Here is a 21,625-nt window from a genome sequence, read left to right on the forward strand (position 1 = left end):
CCTTAGCCTGCATCTTCACGTTCTAACTTGGAAAACCAGAGAGGACCCCATGCCCCAAGGAAAAGTTGACCCCGCAAACATTCCTGATGACGGCTTGACCACCCGCCAGCGTCGAAACCTGCCTGTCACCGCGGTGCATACCGGCCCGGGAAAGGGCAAGTCCACGGCAGCTTTCGGCATGGCGCTGCGCGCATGGAACCAAGGCATGAAAGTGGGCGTGTTCCAGTTCGTGAAGTCCGCGAAGTGGAAAGTTGGCGAAGAATCGGTGTTTAAGCGACTCGGCGAATTGGAACCAGGTAGCGTCCAGTGGCACAAGATGGGCGAGGGCTGGTCCTGGTCCAAGAAACAGGGGACCGACGAGGATCATGCGCGCGATGCCCGCGAGGGCTGGGAGGAAGTCAAGCGCCGCATACAAGCCGAAGAACATGACTTCTATGTGCTCGACGAGTTCACCTACCCGATCAAATGGGGATGGGTTGATGTAGACGACGTGGTGGAAACCCTGGCCAACCGGCCAGGAAAACAGCACGTGGTGATTACTGGGCGCGATGCGGATCCTAAGCTCATCGAGGCCGCTGACTTGGTCACCGAGATGAGCAAGATCAAGCACCCGATGGATGCAGGACGCAAGGGACAAAAGGGCATCGAGTGGTAACTCCTGGCCTGGTCATCGCGGCTTCAGCTTCGGGGACCGGGAAGACGACGATCGCCACGGGGCTCATGGCGGCGCTGGCTCGACGCATGAAAGTCGCCCCCTTCAAAGTCGGCCCGGACTATATCGACCCTGGTTATCACGGCTTGGCCACCGGCTTGCCAGGCCGCAATTTGGATTCCGTCATGTGCCCAGGACTCATTGGTCCGCTGTACGCGCATGGCGCATCGGGGGCTGACATCGCCGTGGTCGAAGGCGTGATGGGGCTTTTCGACGGCCGCATCACCGACTCCCACTCGGACATCCCAGCTGGTTCCACGGCAGAAATCGCCTCCGAATTAGGGCTGCCCGTGGTACTGATCGTGGACGTGCGTGGAATGAGCCAATCCGTAGGCGCACTGGTGCATGGTTTTGCTAGCTTCTCCGACAGGGTGCGGGTTGCTGGCGTGATTCTGAACCAAGTAGGCAGCGAGCGCCACGAGGCGGTGTGCCGCGAGGCTATCGAGGCTCGAGGTCTACAGGTACTCGGAGCCTTGCCTCGCTTTGAGAAGATCGAGGTGCCATCCCGGCATCTGGGCCTGGTTACTGCCACAGAACACGGACAAGCAGCTCGGGATGCTGTCGAGCGGATGGCGGAGCTGGTAGAGCAGCATTGTGACTTGGACGCTCTGATTGAATTGGCGCGTTGCAGTTATGACGGCGAGGCATGGTCGCCGGAATCGGCAGTGGCCCCGCAAACTCCGGTCCGCGTGGCACTGACAGGCGGACCCGCGTTCACTTTCGCCTATGCCGAGCATCGTGAGTTGCTGGCGGCCGCAGGAGCCACGGTCGTCGATTTCGATCCATTGCAAGATCCCCTGCCAGAATGCGAAGGACTAGTCATTCCGGGGGGTTTCCCGGAAGAGCATGTGGAGCTGTTGGCGTCGAGAAGCGAACTGCGCGCCGCGGTGCGTGCCCACGTCGCGGCCGGCAAACCCGTCCACGCCGAGTGCGCCGGGCTGTTGTGGCTGGCAGATTCGCTAGATGCACACCCGATGCTCGGCGTGATTCCTGTCCATGCTGCGATGCGCAGGAGGCTAGTGCTCGGATATCGCGAGGCAGTGGTGTTGGCGGACAGCGTGCTGTACCGGGCAGGGGAGCGGATCATTGGTCACGAGTTTCACCACACGGCGCTGGTCTCCGCTTTGGCCGAAGGGTTTTCACAGGCGTGGGGGTGGAAAGCATGGGATGGGTCGCTGCGGCGGGAAGGATTCGTGCAAGGCAACGTTCACGCTTCTTACCTGCATGTTCACCCGGCAGCTGTGCCACAAGCGGTGGAGCGTTTCCTAGCTGCGTGTAGCGAACCTACTAAAGTAGTTGTCCATGACTGATTCGCCCTTAGTTTCTCTGGTTGGTGGCGGCCCAGGTGCGTGGGATTTGATTACCGTGCGCGGGATGCACCGGCTGCAGGCAGCCGACGTGATCCTCGCGGACCATCTTGGGCCTACCTCCGAGCTGAAGCAGCTGTGTGACATCTCCACTAAAGAGGTAGTTGATTGTTCCAAGCTGCCTTATGGGCGACAGATGGCGCAGGAAAAGATCAATGAGCTAATTGTCTCTTATGCTGCCGCTGGGCGTCGGGTTGTTCGGCTCAAGGGCGGCGATTCCTTTGTATTCGGCCGCGGATTTGAAGAAGTCCAAGCATGCGCCGAGGCCGGCCTTACCTGCGAGGTTGTTCCGGGCGTGACATCCGCGATTTCTGTACCCGCAGTATTTGGCATCCCCGTCACGCAACGTGGCATGGTGCATTCCTTCACCGTTGTTTCCGGCCACGTTCCGCCTGGCCACCCGAGCTCACTGAACAACTGGTCAGCGCTCGCCCAGACGGGGGGCACGCTCGTGGTGATCATGGGGGTCAAGAACGGTGGGGCGATCGCTGCCGCGCTTATCGACGCCGGTCGCGCTGCCAGCACTGCTGCCGCGGTGATTCAGGAAGGCACCACTGCTGCTGAGACCGGGTTCCGGACCACCCTGGGGTCATTGGGAGCTGCGTTGGTCGACAACGGCGTGAAGCCGCCCGCTGTGATCGTCATTGGTGAAGTCGTAGGACTAGGGGAGTAGTCCTTTTTCAGGCAATGGCTGGTGATTGAGCGCGATTCACCTTGGCTGGCCACCAGAACTTATCACCCATCTTGGTAACGATCGCCGGCATAACCACGGTACGAACGAGCAGCGTATCAATGAGCACGCCTATGAAGATCACCACGCCCATCTGGGCGAGTGCGATTAGTGGCAGCACCCCAAGCGCTGCGAATACTGCAGCCAACAAAATGCCAGCGGAGGTGATCACACCGCCTGTTGCAGACAAAGCTTTCAATACACCTTCTTGGGTACCAATGCGATCGGCTTCCTCGCGGGCACGGGTGATCAAGAAGATGTTGTAATCCACGCCCAAAGCGACAAGGAAGACGAAAGCATACAGCGGGGTAGTTTCCGCGATGGCGCTGAAACCAAAGATCTGGGTGAACAGCACCCACGATATGCCCATTGCGGAGAAATACGTCAATATCACGGTGGCAACCATGATGATCGGCGCTGTGATTGAACGGATGAGGACGCTGAGCGCAAGGGTCACCAGCAAAGCAAGAAGCGGGAACACTACCCGTTGATCACGTTTGGCGCTGGCAATGCTATCGATGTTTTCCGCCTCGGGGCCTCCCACTTTGGCTTTGCTTAGCGTGCTGCGTAGATCTTCAGGTCCGGGACCAGAAACCATGAGGATTTCGTAGCCATCACCGGACCTGGTGCTCATTACTCGCCCACCGAGACCTTCAATTTCCTTTGTGGTTCTTTCCGGATCCTGGGTCCAGACATTTGCCGGTGTGGCATCGGCACCGAATTTTGTTTCCAAAGTAGCGGAGGCCTGTATAGATTCTGGAGTATCCAGGAACTGCTCGGTCGTGGAGAGACCGACGCGGGCACCGATCAGCAAAGTGCCAGCGGCAACTAACAGTAGGATCGCGATGCTCATGACCGCGTAAGCGCGCTTGCGCACTAAGCCACCAACCTTGTCCCAGACGGCGCCGTGTTGAACCTCGGTGCCGTTGCGAGGCACTCTAGGCCAAAAGATCCAGCGATCGAAGAGGACGAGCATGCCTGGCAATGCGAAAATCGCAAACAAGGCAGCTACGACGATGCCGTATGCGCAGGCGAGGCCAAGGCCACGAGTTGCTGGTACCAACGAAAGCAACAGGCAAAGCATCCCCAACATCACTGTCGACGCGCTGGCAACAATCGACTTGGTGGTCGGCCACCAGGATGCCTGCATGGCGGCGAATCGGTTTGCGTGATTGTGCAGTTCATCGCGATAACGAGAAATCAGCAGCAGTGCGTAGTCAGTGCCCGCGCCAAACACAAGCACCGACAAAATTCCTGAGGTGGATTCGTCGGCAATTGCGCCGCTCGCATGCAACAGATGCGTAGAGGTCACAGTGGCAAAGCGGTCTGCAATACCGATGATGAGGAGAGGCAACAACCACAGGAATGGGGAACGGTAAGTGACGATCAACAACACCGCCACAATCGTGGCCGTCACCGCCAGTAGCATGAAGTTCGCGCCAGAAAACACATTGGCCAGATCCGCGCTGATAGCAACCGGCCCGGTGACCTGGGAACTCACTCCCTCAGGCAGCTTGCTAGTGAGGTTGGCGCGGAATTCCTCGATGGTTTGCTTATCTGCCGCGTTCGTACCGTCTGGGACTTCGAAAGGAATCATGGCGGCGGTGCCGTCTTGCGCCGGGATCACCGGGCCGCCGAGTTCATTCGCCAAGGGTTGAAGGCTGGCAAGTGTTGCGGGGTCCTCAAAGCTGAGAACTGCAATAGCGGCAGAGGTCTCGTCACCTGGAATTTTGGCCATTTCACGGGCAACGAAGGTTGAGTCGAATCCCTCTGGCAAACGATCTACTGAACTAGAGGTGGATTCATTCGCTCCGAAACCGATTCCGGCAATGCCGATCAAAAGCGTGATGAGGAACCATAACCGAAATCGGTGCGATGAAGTTGCAGTCATAGTGCAGTAGTTTAATTGTGACATCTACACAATCAAACATAACTCCCAGTGAGAGCGGCGTTCAACACTCATACCAGCAGCTTCTAGAACCGCTATAACCTGCTCCACGGAATGAGAAGGCTCTGCCAAAACCAACTCCCGCGCCACTAGCCCGCGGTAGTGCTTATTAAAGTGGCTGACTACCTTGCCGTCCTTTTCCACGCGCACAGTGACTGCGTCCTTTACGGGGCCGAGCTGCTGGTATGTGCCACTGCGCAGATCGACGATCAGTCCCTTTTCTGCGGACAGCGCCGTTGTGATGCGGGTCCCCCAGCGCGCTTTCATTGTTTTGGTGGAGCGGGGGAGTTTGCTACCGCCAGAAAGACGATAGTGGGGGATCATGTCGTTGGCGCGCACGAGGCCGAAGAGTGCAGAACCGACGGCGAGCTTGTCGAGGGCACTTGGCGGGAGGGATTCGGCGCACAGGGCGTCGTAAAGCACGCCGGTGTAGCGCAGGATCGCCGGCATCGTGGGAGAGGAGAGTAGCTCGCGATTCGCGACGGCCTCGGCCAGCTGCTTTTCTGACAGGCCAAGATTCTTCATAGCCTGCGCATCCGTCATGTGCGAGAGGATCCGCAGCAAGTCTCGACGCACGGTGTTCAGTTCGGGGAAGCTGAGCTTATCGACGTCCAACGCCGGGCCATCCCCGCCCCAGGCTTTCGTCTCCGAAGGAGGCAACACGATCAACATGGGTCATACTGTAGTAGGAGGTGGTCTGCTTGAAGGCTTCAGGCCCGCGGGAGCAAATCCCGGTGGTTGTGGAGATTGTTATGGCTGTGGCTTTAACAATCTGCCTGGTGTTCCTGTTCTATGAAGCAAGTGTCCCAGGAGGCGCGCATGCGTTTTGGTTCATTGGCCTCATGTTGGCTTTCCCGGTTTTCGGAGTGCTCTATCTAACCGTGATCGTGGTTTCGATTGCGGGGAAGCGAATCTATCGATCACTGATATGGCCCTTGCTCGTGCTAGCTTTTGCTGCGCTCGTGCTAGGCCTCGGCATCTCGGAGAGGATCCACTGGCCTGTCATCAAGGCCGACTTGGAACACGCTATAGCCGCAGGCCAATGCCCCAGTACCGCCGGCCTAACCAGGGATATCTATTGCACAGATGTGGCAGGTAACCCGGCCTTCGATTTAGGGGGCGGATTCGTAGACTCCTACTACGTCGTACACGCACCAGGCGGGCTTGAGGTGCCGCAGCATATGGAGTTACGACGCGACCTGGGAGATTCTTGGTATCTCGTGTTCGTTCCCTTTGACTAGCGCGGTATATTTATCAACCATGATCACTCGTATGTCCACGCTCTTCCTGCGCACCTTGCGTGAGGATCCAGCAGATGCTGAAGTCCCTAGCCACAAGCTCCTCGTCCGCGCCGGATACATCCGCCGCGTCGCCCCGGGAGTCTACTCGTGGTTGCCGCTGGGCCTGCGAGTCCTCCGCAACATTGAAACGGTTGTCCGCGAGGAGATGAACGCTATTGGCGCGCAGGAGCTGTCCTTCCCGGCACTGCTGCCACGCGAACCTTACGAGGTGACTAACCGCTGGACCGAATACGGCGACAGTCTGTTCCGGCTCAAGGACCGCAAGGGCGCCGACATGTTGCTCGGCCCGACCCATGAGGAAATGTTCACCGCCACGGTGAAAGATCTCTATAGCTCTTACAAGGATTTCCCGGTCACTCTGTACCAGATCCAGACCAAGTACCGCGATGAAGAACGCCCTCGCGCCGGCATCCTGCGCGGCCGCGAGTTCGTGATGAAGGACTCCTACTCCTTCGACATGAGCGACGAAGGCCTGGAGGAGTCCTACCAGCAGCACCGCGTGGCCTACCAGCGTATTTTCGACCGCCTCGGCGTGAAGTACGCCATCTGTGCCGCCACCTCCGGTGCCATGGGCGGTTCCGCATCTGAAGAGTTCCTGGCGATTTCCGAGAACGGCGAAGACACCTTCGTTTCCGCCACCGATGGCGACTATGCGGCCAATGTTGAGGCCGTCGTGACGCAGCCTGGCGAAAAACGACCAATCGAGGGCCAGCCGGAGGCCGTCATTCATGAAACCCCGGACGCTGTCACCATTGACGCGCTGGTCGAGTGGGCTAAATCTGCCGGCATTGAGGCTGAAGCGAAGGACACTTTGAAGTGCCTTGTGGTGAAGGTCCGGCAGCCGGGCGAAGAATGGGAGCTCACCGGAGTCCTGTTGCCAGGCGACCGTGAAGCAGACATGAAGCGCCTCGAAGCGGCCTTCGAGCCTGCTGAAGTGGCACTCGCTGAAGAAGCAGACTTTGCCAAGAACCCATTCCTGGTTAAGGGCTACGTCGGCCCGAAGGCTCTGGCCGATAACGGTGTCCGCGTCCTCGCCGACCCGCGTGTGGTGGAAGGTACTTCTTGGATCACCGGCGCAGACCAGGCTAACCACCACGTCGTGGGCATGGTGTGCGGCCGCGACTTCACTCCGGACGGCTTCATCGAAGCTGCGGAAATCCGCGAAGGCGACCCAGCGCCGGCCGGCATGGGCACCCTGACCCTGCAGCGCGGCATCGAGATCGGCCACATCTTCCAGCTCGGCCGCAAGTACACCTCGGCGTTCGACGTCCAGATCCTGGATCAAAACGGCAAGACCGCGATCCCGACCATGGGCTCCTACGGTATCGGTGTCTCCAGGCTCATCGCAGTGCTCGCCGAGCAGATGCATGATGAAAAGGGACTGGTCTGGCCGGCCGAAGTCGCGCCATTCCAGGTGCACGTGGCAGTGGCAAACAAGGATGCCGCAGCTACGGAGGCCGCCGAGTCCTTGGCTGAAGCACTGTCCGAAGCCGGCATCGAAGTGCTTATCGACGACCGTCCAAAAGTATCCCCAGGCGTAAAATTCAAGGATGCCGAGTTACTCGGAATGCCGGTCGCCGTAATCCTGGGACGATCCTTCGCTGATGGCAACGTCGAGGTGCGTATCCGAGGCGGCGAGACCTTAGAAATCGCTTATGACGATGCCTTGGCAAAGGTAGCCGAACTGCTTAAGTAGGTTCGGCCGCTGGGCAGTTGTTTCGCCTGGGTGTGGGTTCGTGCGGAATTTGTCACTTGGTGTGGTCAGCAATGATGCACTGACCCCCTGAATGCGCCGCGTTGTAGCGACTTTCCGGTGTGAGTAATTCGGCGCGCGCGGCGCCAAAACCAAGCCTTAGCCGAATCGAGCCACGTTTCCGGCCTGAATTAACGCGTATTTCCGCCAGCTGGGGTCCTTGGTTTCGGCTGCGGAAATGCTCCAACGTTTTACGCTGTCGGCTTGCACTGCCTGCATGAATTCGCGGGCGGAGTCGGTGTCGCTGACGTCTGGGTATCCGCTGAGATCATACGAAGTCGGTGCGGGGGTTTCGCCCGCTGGGAGGGCATTCGCGATCTCTTTGTGTACTTCGACCGCTGCTTCGATGTCTGTCGTGGCGTTACCTGCAAACGCCAAAGCTACATCCAGCCCAAAGATGACCGAGTTTTCCCATGCCCGCATGCCATCCACGGATTTGGTGTCCTTGGTGGGGACATCTCCGGGGTCGCGCTCGGCGGTGTAGGGAGCGAGCTGGGTGTAAACCTCGAAGACGCGGGGGAGAGATTCCTTGGGGAAGTCGTCGAGTTGTGCGAGTATTTGCTCCTGCGCGGCGGTGGCTAAGGACGCTGCATCGCCGGTGGAAGGCGTGGCGTCAGCGGTGGGGAGGACGCATTCGGGTGGTGTAGCGCCTTCTTTGTTGCGTCCACATAGGCGTGCGATTTCTGCGAACAGAGCTTGTGCTTGTTCGCTGCGCAGGGCTGATAGTGAGGCGTCGGTCTCGGCGAGGCCTGCGGAGTCGTTCAGCGCGCTTTCCGCTACCGCTTGCAACGGTTTGTTCGGTTTTGGTGGCGCGATGATGGCGCAGCCGCTGAGTCCGAGCGCGCAGGCTGTGGTGAGGGCAAGCAGGCGTAGTTTCACAGCGGTTCAGTCTACCTGGGAGTACGCGCTATGGTGGTAGCCATGGCTTTTCCTACCGCAGAGAAAATTACAGAAATTATCAGCCCGTTCCTTGCTTCGCATGGCTTGGATTTAGAGGGGATCAAGATCACGAAGGCTGGTGCGAAATCGGTCGTCGCTATTGCGGTAGACAGTGACTCTCGTCCGGATCTTGATTTGCTTGAGGTCATTTCGAATGAAGTCTCGGAAGCTTTGGATGCCGCCGAGGAGCGCGGTGAGGTGTCATTTGGGCCTGGTTACAACCTTGAGGTGTCTACTCCGGGCGTCGATACGCCGTTGACTGCGCCGCGGCATTGGCGCCGCAATCGGGGCCGCAAGGTCGTCCTCACCCAGGACGATCAGAAAGAGTTTGCCCGCATCGGCGCGCTTAACGACGCCGAAACCCACGTCGTCCTCATCGCTCGCGAGGGAAAAAATCTCAGTGTCCGCGAGCTCGAATTGGCATCACAGCCGCCAGCAGTGGTAGAAATTGAATTCTCAAATGTTCCCGCTGACGAAGCAGAAATCGTCGGCAAGACGTACGACAAAGCCACTGCGTGGCGAGAGGAAAACAAGTGAATATTGACGTCAAGGCTCTTGAGGCCATCGAGAAGGACAAAGGTGTCCCAGTTCGAGAGCTCATCTGGACGATTGGGCAATCGCTGCTCGAGACCTACAAGGCGTCTGCTGGCAATGAAGATGTGAATGCCCGCATCGATATTGACCAGGTCAGCGGTGATGTTTCCGTGATCGTCACCGAGCGTGACGAAGAGGGAAACGTTGTCTCCGAATTTGATGACACCCCACAGGACTTCGGTCGTGTTGGCGCGTTGTCGGTGCGAGACGCGATCATCCGAAAGCTGCGCGAAGCTGAAGCTGCTCAGACATTTGACCAATATTCAGGCCTGGAAGGCGCCGTCGTTTCCGGTCGCGTAGAGGCAGATGCCATTGCCAACGAACGCGGCATCGTCGTCGTCAACCTCGGCACCGAACTGGATGGTCAGGACGGTTTGCTGCTTCCTGGTGAGCAAATTCCTGGTGAGAAGCTGGCCCACGGTGATCGAGTGAAGACCTACATTGTTGAGGTCAACCGGCAGCCGCGCAACGTACAGATCAGCCTGTCCCGCACCCACCCCGAACTAGTGCGCCGGCTGTTTGAGCTGGAGATCCCTGAGGTTGCCGATGGAGCAGTGGAAATCATGGGCATTGCCCGTGAAGCTGGCCACCGCACCAAGATTGCGGTCCGTGCGATGGTCAAGGGCCTGAACGCCAAGGGCGCCTGCATCGGCCCACGGGGGCAGCGCGTGAACAACATCATGTCCGAGCTCGGTGGCGAAAAGATTGACATCATCGACTTTGACGATGAGCCAGCAAAATATGTGGGCAATGCACTCGCGCCATCCAAGGTGGTAAGCGTCGAAGTAATCGACCTAGAGGCACAGCATGCGCAGGTCACGGTGCCGGACTATCAGCTTTCCTTGGCCATCGGTAAAGAAGGGCAGAACGCTCGCCTCGCCGCTCGCCTGACTGGTTGGAAGATCGATATCCGTTCTGACGCGGAATAGTGTGACAGCCACCAGCGTGTCGGGTGAACCGTGGGTTAACTTTTTGGCTGTTGTGGCGTAGAGTAGTGGATGGCCCGTGCGCGGGCTGGCGATTTCTTGTTGCCATTTTCAGCTACATGTTCGATGCGTGAAGAAAGGGTAGTGCATGAGACAAGTCCAAACTCAGCCATTAGTGCAGAGTTTGCGGATGCGTACCTGCATTGCCACAAAGCAAGTTCTTCCCGATGTACACCTGCTGCGCGTTGTTTCTAGCGCGGCAGAGCCGAACACAGTGGTGCCCGATCCGGAAAGAAAACTTCCCGGCCGGGGCGCATGGATTACTCCGACGCTTAACGCGTTGGAAATTGCTGAACAGCGTCGCGCTTTCGGGCGGGCGTTAAGGGTGTCTGGAAACCCAGACACAGGTCCTGTACGCGAGTACATCACAGCTATTGTTGCTGGACCCGACATCGAAGAAGGAAGACTACAGCACTGATGAGCACACGATGAAGCATCAGCGATGAACGTCAAGGTAGACACCTAGAAGTCTTTCCAAACACCCTTTCCAGGGCCTTGGAGACTTCTAGAAAACATAGAGGAGAAAAGTGCCCGGAAAGCTACGTGTACATGAGTTGGCGAAACAGCTCGGTATTACCAGCAAGGAACTGCTCGGAACCCTGAAAGATCAGGGCGAGTTCGTAAAAACTGCGTCTTCCACCATCGAACCACCCGTGGTGAAGAAGATGGCGCAGTACTACGAAAAGAAAGGTGTCAGTGCTGCAGAAGCTCCAAAGGCTGCTGCCGGCAAGCCTGCCGCTGCTAAGTCAGCTGCGGCTAAGCCTGGCGCGCCAAAACCAGCTGCCGGCGCTAAGCCAGGAGCTCCAAAACCTGGCGCGGCCAAGCCAGCACCACAAGCTGCCCCACAAGCCGAACAAAAGCCTGCTGCCAGTGCGTCGAAGCCAGCTGCAAGCAATGCGCAGCAGCCAGCATTCCAGGCACCAACCCCTGGAGCTGCGAAACCTGCTGCGACCAAGCCTGGCGCGCCAAAACCAGCTGCCGGCGCTAAGCCAGGAGCTCCAAAGCCGGCCGCAGCGAAGCCAGCACAGGACGGCGCTATGCCTCGTCCAATGGCAAAGCCAGGGCCGAAGCCCGGTGGCCGCGCACCTCGCGTAGCAAACAATCCATTCTCTACCGGTGGCGGATCCGAGCGACCTGCACCTCGTCCAGGCGCCAACGCACCACGCCCAGGTCAGGGTGGCCCACGCCCAGGCGGCGGAGCACCTCGTCCAGGCGGCCGTGGCGGAGCCGGCCAAGGCCGATCAGGTCAGGGCGGTCCACGCCCAGGTGGCAACCAGGGACGTCCGGGCGGCAACCGTCCGCAGGGCGGTTCTGAAGAACGTCAGGGCGGCGGACGTCGTCCATCGCCAGCAATGATGCCTAATAACGCGCCTACTCCAGGCCAGATGCCATCGCGCGCAGCTGGCGGCGGACGTGGCCGTGGCGGCTCCGGCGGCCAGGGTGGCAACAACGGCCCAGGTGGCTTCAACCGTCCTGGTGGCGGCGGAGGCGGCGCTCGCGGCGGACGTCGCGGTGGCACCGCTGGTGCTTTCGGTCGTCCAGGTGGCGCACCTCGCAGGGGTCGTAAGTCGAAGCGTCAGAAGCGTAGCGAATATGAAGCAATGCAGGCACCAAACGTCATCGGTGGCGTGCGCTTGCCGGACGGCAAGGGCCAGTCCTTGCGACTGGCACGCGGTGCTTCCTTGGCTGACTTCGCAGAGAAGATCGGCGCAGACGCTGCAGCTCTCGTACAGGCGCTGTTCAACCTCGGCGAAATGGTCACTGCTACCGCATCCGTGTCTGAAGAGACTTTGATGCTGCTCGGTGAAGAAATGAACTACAAGGTTCAGGTCGTCTCCCCAGAGGATGAGGACCGCGAACTCTTGGAGAGCTTCGATCTGCAGTTCGGTGAAGACGAAGGCGATGAGGATGACCTCGCGCAGCGTCCACCAGTGGTCACCGTCATGGGTCACGTCGACCACGGTAAGACCCGCCTGCTCGACACGATCCGTAAGGAGAACGTCGGTAAGGGTGAAGCCGGTGGCATTACCCAGGGCATCGGTGCATACCAGGTAGAGGTTCACCTCGAGAATCAGTCCCGTACGATCACCTTCCTGGATACTCCAGGCCACGAGGCCTTTACCGCGATGCGTGCCCGTGGCGCGAAGTCTACGGATATCGCGATTCTGGTTGTTGCTGCAGACGACGGCGTCATGCCACAGACTGTGGAAGCAATCAACCACGCTCAGGCAGCAGATGTCCCAATCGTGGTGGCAGTGAACAAGATCGATAAGGAAGGCGCCACCCCGGAGAAGATCCGTGGCCAGCTGACCGAATACGGACTCGTTCCAGAAGAGTACGGCGGCGAAACCATGTTCGTGGACATCTCTGCTAAGCAGGGCACGAACATTGAAACGCTGCTGGAGGCCGTGCTGCTGACAGCAGACGCTTCCCTTGATCTGCGTGCGAATCCGGAAATGGATGCACAGGGTGTTGCTATTGAAGCTCACCTGGACCGCGGTCGTGGCCCAGTGGCAACGATCCTCGTCCAGCGCGGCACTTTGCACGTCGGTGATTCCATCGTCGTCGGCGATGCCTTCGGTCGTGTTCGTCGCATGGTTGACGAATATGGTGAGGACGTTGTCGAGGCGGGCCCATCCCGTCCGGTACAGGTACAGGGTCTGAATTCAGTCCCAGGTGCTGGTGACAACATCCTCGTGGTTGAAGATGACCGCGTGGCACGTCAGATCGCCAACCAGCGTAGCGCCCGTAAGCGCAACGCCTTGGCTGCTAGGTCCCGTAAACGCGTCTCCCTGGAAGACCTGGATGCGGTGCTCAAGGAAACTTCTACCTTGAACCTGATCCTCAAGGGCGACAATGCCGGTTCTGTAGAAGCACTGGAAGAAGCACTGCTCAAGATCGAGATCGATGACGAAGTTCAGTTGAACATCATCGACCGCGGTGTTGGCGCAGTTACCCAAACCAACGTTTCGCTGGCAGCCGCATCTGATGCCGTCATCATCGGCTTCAACGTGCGTGCCGAAGGCAAGGCGACGGAAGAAGCCAATGCCGAAGGCGTGGAGATCCGCTACTACTCGATTATCTACCGCGTTATCGAGGAGATCGAGCAGGCCCTGCGCGGCATGCTCAAGCCAATCTACGAAGAGCGCGAAGTTGGCAAGGCTGAAATCCGTGCCATCTTCAAGGCTTCCTCTGTCGGCCTCATCGCAGGTTGTATGGTCGAGTCGGGCAAGGTGCGTCGTAACGCTCAGGCCCGCCTCATCCGCGACGGCAACGTCATCGTGGAAAAGACCAACATCGACTCGCTGCGTCGTGAAAAGGACGATTCTACCGAGGTAACCGCCGGTTACGAGTGCGGTATGGTGCTGTCCTACCCAGACATTCAGGTCGGGGACACCATCGAGGTCTATGAAATGGTTGAGGTTCCGCGCGACTAGTTCGCCACCGGATACTCACATGCCAAGCAGGCACCTAGCCCAGTTGGGCCGGGTGCCTGTTTAGCTTCCTAGCACGCTAATTAAGTAGACTTAACAAGGTCAATCAGAACAAATGAAGGGGGATGACTGACGTGGCTGATAATGCTCGCGCAGCTCGACTTGCCAAGCGGATCCTGCAGATCGTTGCATCAACGGTGGAATTGCATATTAAGGACCGTCGGCTCGAATTTGTCACCATCACCGACTGCACCGTCAGCGGAGACCTCCACGATGCCGTGATCTATTACACTGTCCGGGGCACCACGGTGGACGAAGCCCCTGATACTGAGGCTGCCGCCGAGGCACTGCACCGTGCGCGTGGCCAGCTCCGAAAGACCGTAGGCGATCAGCTAGGAGTGCGGTTTACCCCGACCTTGAGCTTTAAGCTCGATACCGTTCCGGAAGCTTCGGCGCACATGGAGGCCCTGCTCGAAAAAGCGCGCCAGCGTGATGAAGAGCTGCGTAAACTCGCCGAGGGTGCCCGGCCAGCTGGCGATCCGCAGCCATATAAGGATGAATAACCTATGACTACCCAGGCGCAGTTCCACGCCGCTAGTTCTTTGGTGCGCTCCGCCGAAAAAATAGCCGTCATCGGGCACATCCGTCCCGATGCTGATGCTATCGGCAGCGTGTGCGCTTTGACGCTGGCATTGCGGGGCTTGGGCAAGGAAGCCGGTGGTTGGATCGGACAGTCCTGCCCTTTTGGGGAGGATCTGCTGAGCATTCCTGGTGCACATGACATCACTTGCGCCCAGGACCTGCCGACAGCAGACCTCGTCATTGTGGTTGACTGTGGTTCCATCGATCGCACGGGTGCCTTTTGCCAGCAGCTGCAGGAAGCAGCGCTACCGGTTGTCATGGTGGATCACCACGCCTCCAACGCGGGCTTTGGCACAGTGAATCTGCTGGATTCTGCGGCGGAATCCACCACTACTATTTTGCGGGAATGGCTTGCTGACCTTGGCGTTGCACTGACCAAGGACATCGCGCATGCCCTGTATGCCGGCCTGGTCACGGACACTGGTAGCTTTCGCTGGGGCAGACCAAGTATGCACACACTGGCGGGCGAGTTGGTCGCCTGCGGCTTGGACACTCGTGAGATTGCCGGCGAGCTTATCGACGGCATCAGCATCGCCGGCCTGAAAATGATCGGCAGCGTCCTTGGTGGAATCGCTGTCCACCAGGCCGGGGATTTAAAGGTGGCGGTGTTGATTGCTTCTCACGATCTAATCGCCGGGCGCTCTACCTCCGAGGTGGAGAGCCTCGTGGAGTATGTACGGGGCCTGGATAACGCGGATCTTGGCGCCGTGCTCAAGGAATATCACCCTGGTTGGTTCGCAGTATCACTACGCACCACGCGTGATCTTGATGTTTCCCTGATCGCCGGTGCCCTTGGTGGTGGCGGACACCTGCGTGCCGCCGGATATACCCAAGAAGGGACAGTGGAGGAAGTGTTAGGCGCGCTCCTGCGTGAGGCTACAAAGGTCACGCTTGCTTAAATGGCCAAACGTGATCCTAAAGAAGTAACCGCTAGGCAAATTTTGGGCCTAGCGCTGCCCGCACTAGGCGTGCTGGCAGCGACGCCGATCTACCTGCTGCTTGATACTGCTGTCGTCGGCAGGCTGGGTTCGACGGACCTCGCTGCGCTGGGGGCCGCAACAACGATTCAGGCACAGGTGACCACGCAGCTGACATTCCTGTCCTATGGCACTACTGCGCGGGCCGCACGCCTGTTTGGTGCGGGGAAACAGCGCGCTGCCGTGCTGGAGGGAGTGCAGGCGACCTGGGTAGCGGGGGTTGTTGGGGCGCTATTGTCACTGCTCGTATGGTTCACCGCGCCAACACTCTCACTCTGGTTGGCCGGGGACAGTGTAGTGGCTAGTGAAGCTACCCAGTGGTTGCGGGTGGCCTCGCTGGGCATCCCAATGATTCTGGCCACTATGGCTGGTAACGGCTGGCTGCGCGGCATTCAAAACACCCGGCTGCCCTTGTTGTTTACTCTCGCAGGTGTGATCCCCAGTGCTGCGCTCGTTCCGATCCTGGTGCAGCACTATGGCATCGTGGGTTCGGCTTGGGCGAATCTGGTGGGGGAGACCATCACCTTCCTCGGGTTCTTTGCTGCGCTGCTCAAGGCGCATAAGGGCAGTTGGTTGCCACGCTGGTCCATCATCAGCAAGCAGTTGGCGATGGGCAAGGACTTGATTTTGCGATCGTTGCTGATGCAGGTGTCCTTTGTGTCTGCGGCAGCAGTGGCAGGACGGTTCGGGGCGGTGTCGCTGGCCTCGCACCAGATTCTCCTGCAATTGTGGTCCTTCCTGACCCTGGTGTTGGATTCCTTGGCCATTGCGGCGCAGGCGCTGATTGGATCGGCGTTGGGGGCGGCGTCGATAAGCACTGCTCGCGCCATCGGCGAAAAGATCGTGCGCTTCTCGACGCTCCTGGCCGCCGGACTCGGTGTCGCGCTGCTCGCCGGAACGTGGGTGATACCCCGCATCTTCACTCAGGATCAAGACGTGTTGGCCACGATGCGTGGTCCATGGTTGCTCATGTGCGGCATGGTCGTGATCGGCGGAGTGTTGTTCGCCCTGGATGGTGTGTTGCTCGGTGCCTCTGACGCGGCGTTTTTGCGCAACGCAACCATGGCGGCCGCGCTGTGCGGATTTCTCCCAGCAGTTTGGCTGTCACTCGCGTTCGGATGGGGCATCCTAGGAGTGTGGTGTGGGCTGGCGAGCTTCATTGTGCTCCGCGCAATTGCCGTAATCTGGCGATTCCGGAGTATGAAGTGGGCTAAAGTTCACGAAGCACAATGTTGAGGCATAATCAAAAGGATAGCTTGGGAGGGAGAGACGCAATGGCAGAAGTACAAACGCTATGGGCCGTCTCTGACCTGCATGCGGCGGTGAAAGCGAACGCGAACCCGATCGCCTCGATAAACCCGCGCCATCCTTCGGACTGGCTCATCGTAGCGGGTGATGTCGCCGAAAGAACGGAGTTGGTGCTGCAGGTCCTGGGCAAGCTACGCCAAAAATTTGCTTGCGTGATCTGGGTGCCGGGAAACCACGAGCTGTTTTCCCGCAGTGGGGATCGGGCCAAAGGCAGAGACAAATACGATGAACTCGTTGAAGGCTGTCGGCTTATCGATGTGTTAACCCCCGAGGATCCTTTTCCCGTATTTGGCGGTGTCACCATCGTTCCGCTGTTCACGCTCTATGATTACTCCTTCCGCAAACAGGGGGTGACCGTAGAACAGGCGGTGCAAGCGGCACACGATGTACAAGTGGTGATGACCGATGAGTTTGCCATCGCCCCGTTCGTGGATGTTCGCGCCTGGTGTTGGGATCGCCTGGCCTATTCGATTAAGCGCCTGGGCCGAGTCAGCGGTCCGACGATTCTGGTGAATCACTGGCCACTAGTTCAGGAACCAGTGAACATGATGGCTTACCCGGAGATCGGGTTGTGGTGCGGCACCAGACATACCAGGACGTGGGCGCAACGCTACGAAGCGAAGTCGGTGATCTACGGGCATCTACACATGCCAGGCATCGTTGAAGTAGCTGGCATACCCCACATTGAGGTTTCGCTGGGCTATCCCCGGGAGTGGGAATTGCTGCCACCGGACCGGCCGTGGCCATTCCCGGTCATGGAGGTGGACATTGCTGGATAAATCCCTGTTCCCAGCCTCCGCCCGTTTCGCGACCCACACCACGGGCCCACAGTCGACTGTCTTGGACCATTTCTACGCGTTGCATCCGCTGGAACGTGCACTTGTTGCCCACTCCGTGGACGTACGTAAGGCAGAATTCGGCGATGCTCGGTGGTGCGCTCACCAGGCACTGAAAGAGCTTGGTCGAGATACTGGGGCTCCGATCCTGCGCGGTGAGCGCGGGATGCCACTGTGGCCGGCCTCAGTGAGCGGATCCCTGACCCATACCGAAGGCTTCCGGGCAGCGGTAGTAGCACCGCGGTTGCTGGTGCGCTCCATGGGGCTGGATGCGGAGCCGGCAGAGCCACTGCCACCGGGAGTGATCGGTTCCATCGCCCGTGACGGAGAATTGGAACAGCTCGACCGGCTGCGAGACAACGGCATCGAATGCGCGGATCGCCTGCTTTTCTGCGCCAAGGAAGCCACCTACAAGGCCTGGTTCCCGCTCACTCACCGCTGGTTGGGATTTGACCAGGCCGAGATTGACCTGCGTGATGACGGGACCTTCGTGTCCTATCTGCTCGTGCGACCGACCCCAGTGCCGTTCATTTCGGGACGCTGGGTCGTTCAGGATGGCTATGTGGTGGCCACTACCGCGGTGTCCTAAGCGAGCGCGCTAGAGCGTTGAGGGGCGCGCGACGAAGACCGTCGATAAGCGCATGCCTTGCTCTTTCACCAGGGCGACGGCCCTGCCATCCGGCCCGACAGCGGCGTGGACGCCTGCCAGCCCACGCGGTTCCAGCCACTTTCCCATCGCAAGGTCGGCGCTTTCCTGCGCGGTGACTTCAAGGATGGGGTAGGACAGCGCCAACACCTGGTCCAGGGAAAGCGACAGACGCGGGTCTTCCTTGATGTCTGCGAGTGTGCGGGCGTGCTCCAAGGTGAAGGGTCCGACTGAGCTGCGACGCAGGGCAGTGAGGTGTCCGCCCACCCCGCACCTCTCGCCCAGATCGCGCGCAAGGGAACGGATGTAAGTGCCGGAGGAACAATGGACGCTGACATCGAGGTCGTAGAAAGCGCCTTCGCGACGCCGATCCAAGACCTCAAAGCTAAACACGGTGACTGGTCGTTCTGGCAGGACAACATCTTCGCCAGCGCGGACCCGTTCATGGGCGCGCTTACCATCGATCTTAATGGCGCTCACGGAGCTGGGGCGTTGCATGATCTCACCAGTGAGCGCGGCAATATGCTCAGCTATGGTGGTGTCCTCGACAGCGGAGGCATCTGAGAGCTGCAGCTCTTCGCCCTCGCGGTCATCAGTGGTGGTGGACATGCCTAAGCGGATGGTGGCTTCGTAGGTTTTGGTCTCCGCCACCATGTGCGCGAGGAATTTCGTGCCACGCTCGATCCCCGCAACGAGCACTCCAGTAGCCATCGGGTCGAGCGTGCCCGCATGCCCCACCTTCCGCGTACCGAAAGCCCTCCTTAGCTGCGCCACGACGTCATGGCTCGTCATGCCGGCAGGCTTATCGACGACCACGATTCCAGAATTAGCCAAGGGATCACACATGCGCTTTAGTCTATGACGTAATCTTTAGCCGTGGATATTTGGCATGGTCTTCAAGAAATCCCGGACACCCTGAGTGGGTCTGTGGTCACCATCGGAGTCTTTGACGGCGTGCATCGGGGGCATCAAAGCCTGATAGCTGCCGCCCGGGAGCAGGCGACGCAGCGCGGTCTGCCCGCTGTGGTGATGACCTTCGATCCGCACCCCACTGCGGTGATTCGCCCTGATTCCATGCCGCCCCTGCTCGGGACCCTGGAAAATCGCGCAGAACTAATCTCGGCCCAGGGCTTAGAGCACATGCTTGCGCTGAAATTTACGCGTGACTTGGCTGCACTCGAACCGGAAGAATTTTTCACGACTATCCTGCGAGACAAGCTTCGCGCACAGTGCGTTGTTGTGGGGGAGAACTTCCGCTTCGGCCATAAAGCAGCAGGCAATACCGAAACTCTCATTGAGCTGGGACGCGCGCATGGCATCGAGGTGATTGTGCAGCCCTTGCTGGAGGTAGATGGCATCCGCTGTTCTTCCACGAATGTGCGCAAGTTCCTGGCCGGCGGCGATGTCGCTTCCGCAGCGGTAGTGCTGGGAAGGCCGTTTTCCGTTTCCGCCATGGTGGCCCGGGGTGCAGGTCGCGGCGGGGCTGAGCTAGGCTTCCCGACGGCCAATATGTACTTTCCGGAATCGGCAGCCCTGCCACAGGACGGCGTGTACGCCGGCTGGTTCCTCATCGACTCCGAAGCGCCAATCGACGGCGATATGGAACGCGGCGTGCGCTACCCAGCGGCGATCTCGGTAGGAACGAATCCAACCTTCGGTGATGCCCGCCGCAGCGTGGAAACCTTCGTGCTGGATCGCCATGCGGACCTCTATGGGCATGATTGCACCGTGGAGTTCATACAGCACGTGCGTGGCATGCTGAAGTTCGAATCGGTGGCCGAACTGCTGGAAGCAATGGAGCGCGATATTGCGCAGATTCGCGAGATCCTGGCGTGAAAGTAATTCTTGACCTTGATACGGGAATCGACGATGCGCTGGCGCTAGCCTACGCACTGGCATCCCCAGAGATCGAACTGATCGGGATCACCGGCACCTTCGGTAATGTCACCACAGCGCAGGGGGTGGCCAATACCCGCGCGATTTTGCAGCTCTTCGGACGATCCGACATTCCCGTCTATGCCGGGGCCGTACACGCTATTGCTGCGGACTCCTTCGAAGTACTGGACATTTCCCGCTTCATTCATGGCGAAAACGGCATCGCTAACGTCGCAGTACCTGTCCTGAGCGGTGAAGCGCCGGATGCCATCGAATTTCTCGTTGAAGCAGCTGCCACTCATGATGACCTCATCATCGTTGCCACGGGCCCACTCACCAATCTCGCGCTGGCCTTGCAACGTGATCCAGCGTTTGCCAAGACCCAAGTGGTGATCATGGGCGGTGCACTCACGGTCCCGGGAAACGTCACCGCGTGGAGTGAAGCCAATATTGCGCAGGACCCCGACGCCGCAGATGCGGTCTTCAGATCTGGCATGGATGTCACCATGATCGGGCTTGATGTCACCCTGCAAACTTTGCTGAGCAAGTCCGACACCGCGCAATGGCGTGGGGCAGGGGAGCGTGCCGAGTTCCTCGCCGATATTACTGATTACTACATCGATGCCTATGCCACGACCTCGCCACAACTCGGTGGCTGTGGCCTGCACGATCCGCTCGCAGTGGCAGTAGCGGTGGATCCTACGCTGGCACTTTTCCTACCGATCCATCTGACCGTGGACACCACGGGCCCAACCCGCGGGCGCACCATTGGCGACGCCACTAAACGCGGACCCGAGGGAGCGGTCACGCGAGTTGCGGTGGCGGTGGAGAAAGAACGTTTCCATCATGAGTTCATGACCCGGCTGGGAGGATTTCGCTCCTAACCCCGCCGCGTGCTAAGTTGGTCGATGGTCTTTACTGCGGTTCGCAGCAGTTTGGCCCCGCGTGCCCTGCAAGCGGATTCTTTCATGCGGACTGAAATAACTACAAGGAGAAAACTCCATGGCTCTTACTACTGAGCAGAAGAAGGAAATCCTGGCCGAGTACGGCCTGCACGAGACCGACACCGGTTCTCCAGAGGCTCAGATCGCAATGCTCACCAAGCGCATTCAGATCCTGACCGAGCACCTGAAGTTCCACAAGCACGATCACCACTCTCGTCGTGGACTGCTGCTGCTCGTTGGTCGTCGCAAGGGCCTGCTGAAGTACCTGGCTGCCAACAATGTCGAGCGCTACCGTGACCTCATCGGTCGCCTGGGTCTGCGTCGATAATTTTCTTAAAGCTTCACGCCTCCGCCGTTTTTACGGTGGGGGCGTTTTGTGTTGTATGGGTGCGCGGGGTGGGGCGTGCCGATGGGTTGTGCGAACCCTTGTTGCCGAACTTTGCAGGTCGGCGTTATTGGTAATCGGTGGCATCCAGGGAAGTTCGGCAAAAGGGGTTCGGCGGGTAATCGCGACGCGCTGCTAGTCCCCGGTGAGCGGGGTTCGCTCGGCCATCGGGATGCGTTGGTTGGTGGCGTCGAAAAGCAGTGGCGGGGAGCACACCCGGATTTGTCGTCCCAAATGGTAGGATAACG

General features: G+C 59.2%; 21 protein-coding genes. 17 read left to right on the plus strand and 4 right to left on the minus strand.

Features of this window, described 5'->3' with window-relative positions; translation table 11 throughout:
• Positions 1–49: 49 nt before the first annotated feature.
• Genes cobO through cobA form a run of 3 tightly spaced genes read left to right on the plus strand, consistent with a single transcriptional unit; the run spans position 50 to position 2,752 of the window.
• Entirely contained in the window at positions 50–655 is a 606-nt protein-coding gene (cobO, locus tag WG915_RS00195) for a cob(I)yrinic acid a,c-diamide adenosyltransferase (RefSeq protein ID WP_339563347.1), read from the plus strand.
• The gene (locus tag WG915_RS00200; protein ID WP_339563348.1) at positions 649–2,022 is read left to right on the plus strand and encodes a cobyrinate a,c-diamide synthase; all 1,374 of its coding nucleotides are present in this window, start codon (positions 649–651) and stop codon (positions 2,020–2,022) included. The genes cobO and WG915_RS00200 overlap by 7 nt, the downstream gene beginning before the upstream one ends.
• A complete protein-coding gene (gene cobA / locus WG915_RS00205; protein WP_339563349.1) occupies positions 2,015–2,752 on the plus strand; it encodes a uroporphyrinogen-III C-methyltransferase in 738 nt (245 codons plus the stop codon). The genes WG915_RS00200 and cobA overlap by 8 nt, the downstream gene beginning before the upstream one ends.
• Positions 2,753–2,759: 7 nt before the next feature.
• On the opposite strand, the gene WG915_RS00210 is transcribed toward cobA, so the two are convergent.
• On the minus strand, positions 2,760–4,700 hold the full coding sequence (locus tag WG915_RS00210; RefSeq protein WP_339563350.1) for an MMPL family transporter: 1,941 nt from the start codon (positions 4,698–4,700) through the stop codon (positions 2,760–2,762).
• A 24-nt stretch (positions 4,701–4,724) separates the two neighbouring features.
• On the minus strand, positions 4,725–5,429 hold the full coding sequence (gene yaaA, locus WG915_RS00215; protein WP_339563351.1) for a peroxide stress protein YaaA: 705 nt from the start codon (positions 5,427–5,429) through the stop codon (positions 4,725–4,727).
• Between the two features lie 29 nt (positions 5,430–5,458).
• Between yaaA and WG915_RS00220 the strand changes: the two genes are divergently transcribed.
• Positions 5,459–5,998, plus strand: a complete 540-nt coding sequence (locus tag WG915_RS00220) for a hypothetical protein (RefSeq protein ID WP_339563352.1) — start codon at positions 5,459–5,461, stop codon at positions 5,996–5,998.
• Positions 5,999–6,017: 19 nt separating this feature from the next.
• Positions 6,018–7,754 carry a proline--tRNA ligase gene (locus WG915_RS00225; RefSeq protein ID WP_339563353.1) on the plus strand — a complete coding sequence of 579 codons (1,737 nt, stop codon included), beginning with the start codon at positions 6,018–6,020 and terminating at the stop codon, positions 7,752–7,754.
• Between the two features lie 156 nt (positions 7,755–7,910).
• Here the strand turns inward: WG915_RS00225 and WG915_RS00230 are convergent, their stop codons facing one another.
• Positions 7,911–8,690 (minus strand): hypothetical protein, encoded by a 780-nt coding sequence (locus tag WG915_RS00230; protein ID WP_339563354.1) that lies wholly within the window; start codon positions 8,688–8,690, stop codon positions 7,911–7,913.
• A 42-nt stretch (positions 8,691–8,732) separates the two neighbouring features.
• Between WG915_RS00230 and rimP the strand changes: the two genes are divergently transcribed.
• The 9 genes from rimP (at position 8,733) to WG915_RS00275 (ending at position 18,116) form a co-directional block, all read left to right on the plus strand.
• Positions 8,733–9,287, plus strand: coding sequence for a ribosome maturation factor RimP (rimP, locus tag WG915_RS00235; protein ID WP_339563355.1), 555 nt, complete (start codon positions 8,733–8,735; stop codon positions 9,285–9,287).
• Positions 9,284–10,273 (plus strand): transcription termination factor NusA, encoded by a 990-nt coding sequence (gene nusA / locus WG915_RS00240; RefSeq protein ID WP_339563356.1) that lies wholly within the window; start codon positions 9,284–9,286, stop codon positions 10,271–10,273. The genes rimP and nusA overlap by 4 nt, the downstream gene beginning before the upstream one ends.
• 145 nt (positions 10,274–10,418) lie before the next feature.
• Positions 10,419–10,748: a YlxR family protein gene (locus tag WG915_RS00245; RefSeq protein ID WP_339563357.1), complete on the plus strand. Its 330-nt coding sequence runs from the start codon at positions 10,419–10,421 to the stop codon at positions 10,746–10,748.
• A 109-nt stretch (positions 10,749–10,857) separates the two neighbouring features.
• Entirely contained in the window at positions 10,858–13,767 is a 2,910-nt protein-coding gene (infB, locus tag WG915_RS00250) for a translation initiation factor IF-2 (RefSeq protein WP_339563358.1), read from the plus strand.
• A gap of 131 nt (positions 13,768–13,898) precedes the next feature.
• Positions 13,899–14,327, plus strand: coding sequence for a 30S ribosome-binding factor RbfA (gene rbfA, locus WG915_RS00255; protein ID WP_339563359.1), 429 nt, complete (start codon positions 13,899–13,901; stop codon positions 14,325–14,327).
• Positions 14,328–14,330: 3 nt separating this feature from the next.
• Positions 14,331–15,305: a DHH family phosphoesterase gene (locus WG915_RS00260; RefSeq protein ID WP_339563360.1), complete on the plus strand. Its 975-nt coding sequence runs from the start codon at positions 14,331–14,333 to the stop codon at positions 15,303–15,305.
• On the plus strand, positions 15,306–16,619 hold the full coding sequence (locus WG915_RS00265; RefSeq protein WP_339563361.1) for an MATE family efflux transporter: 1,314 nt from the start codon (positions 15,306–15,308) through the stop codon (positions 16,617–16,619).
• A 38-nt stretch (positions 16,620–16,657) separates the two neighbouring features.
• Positions 16,658–17,470 carry a metallophosphoesterase family protein gene (locus tag WG915_RS00270; protein ID WP_339563362.1) on the plus strand — a complete coding sequence of 271 codons (813 nt, stop codon included), beginning with the start codon at positions 16,658–16,660 and terminating at the stop codon, positions 17,468–17,470.
• Positions 17,460–18,116, plus strand: a complete 657-nt coding sequence (locus WG915_RS00275; protein WP_339563363.1) for a 4'-phosphopantetheinyl transferase family protein — start codon at positions 17,460–17,462, stop codon at positions 18,114–18,116. Before WG915_RS00270 ends, WG915_RS00275 begins: the two co-directional genes overlap by 11 nt.
• Before the next feature lie 9 nt (positions 18,117–18,125).
• On the opposite strand, the gene truB is transcribed toward WG915_RS00275, so the two are convergent.
• Positions 18,126–19,019: a tRNA pseudouridine(55) synthase TruB gene (truB, locus tag WG915_RS00280; RefSeq protein ID WP_339563364.1), complete on the minus strand. Its 894-nt coding sequence runs from the start codon at positions 19,017–19,019 to the stop codon at positions 18,126–18,128.
• 30 nt (positions 19,020–19,049) lie between these two features.
• Here truB and WG915_RS00285 point away from each other — a divergent pair, with 30 nt between their 5' ends.
• The 3 genes from WG915_RS00285 to rpsO all read left to right on the plus strand — a co-directional run bounded on the left by WG915_RS00285 (position 19,050) and on the right by rpsO (position 21,320).
• Positions 19,050–20,009 (plus strand): bifunctional riboflavin kinase/FAD synthetase, encoded by a 960-nt coding sequence (locus tag WG915_RS00285; protein WP_339563365.1) that lies wholly within the window; start codon positions 19,050–19,052, stop codon positions 20,007–20,009.
• Positions 20,006–20,932 carry a nucleoside hydrolase gene (locus WG915_RS00290; RefSeq protein ID WP_339563366.1) on the plus strand — a complete coding sequence of 309 codons (927 nt, stop codon included), beginning with the start codon at positions 20,006–20,008 and terminating at the stop codon, positions 20,930–20,932. Before WG915_RS00285 ends, WG915_RS00290 begins: the two co-directional genes overlap by 4 nt.
• A 118-nt stretch (positions 20,933–21,050) precedes the next feature.
• A complete protein-coding gene (gene rpsO / locus WG915_RS00295; protein ID WP_339563367.1) occupies positions 21,051–21,320 on the plus strand; it encodes a 30S ribosomal protein S15 in 270 nt (89 codons plus the stop codon).
• Positions 21,321–21,625 lie beyond the last annotated feature (305 nt).

Source organism: Corynebacterium sp. H128 (assembly GCF_037482625.1).
Classification (GTDB): Bacteria; Actinomycetota; Actinomycetes; order Mycobacteriales; family Mycobacteriaceae; genus Corynebacterium.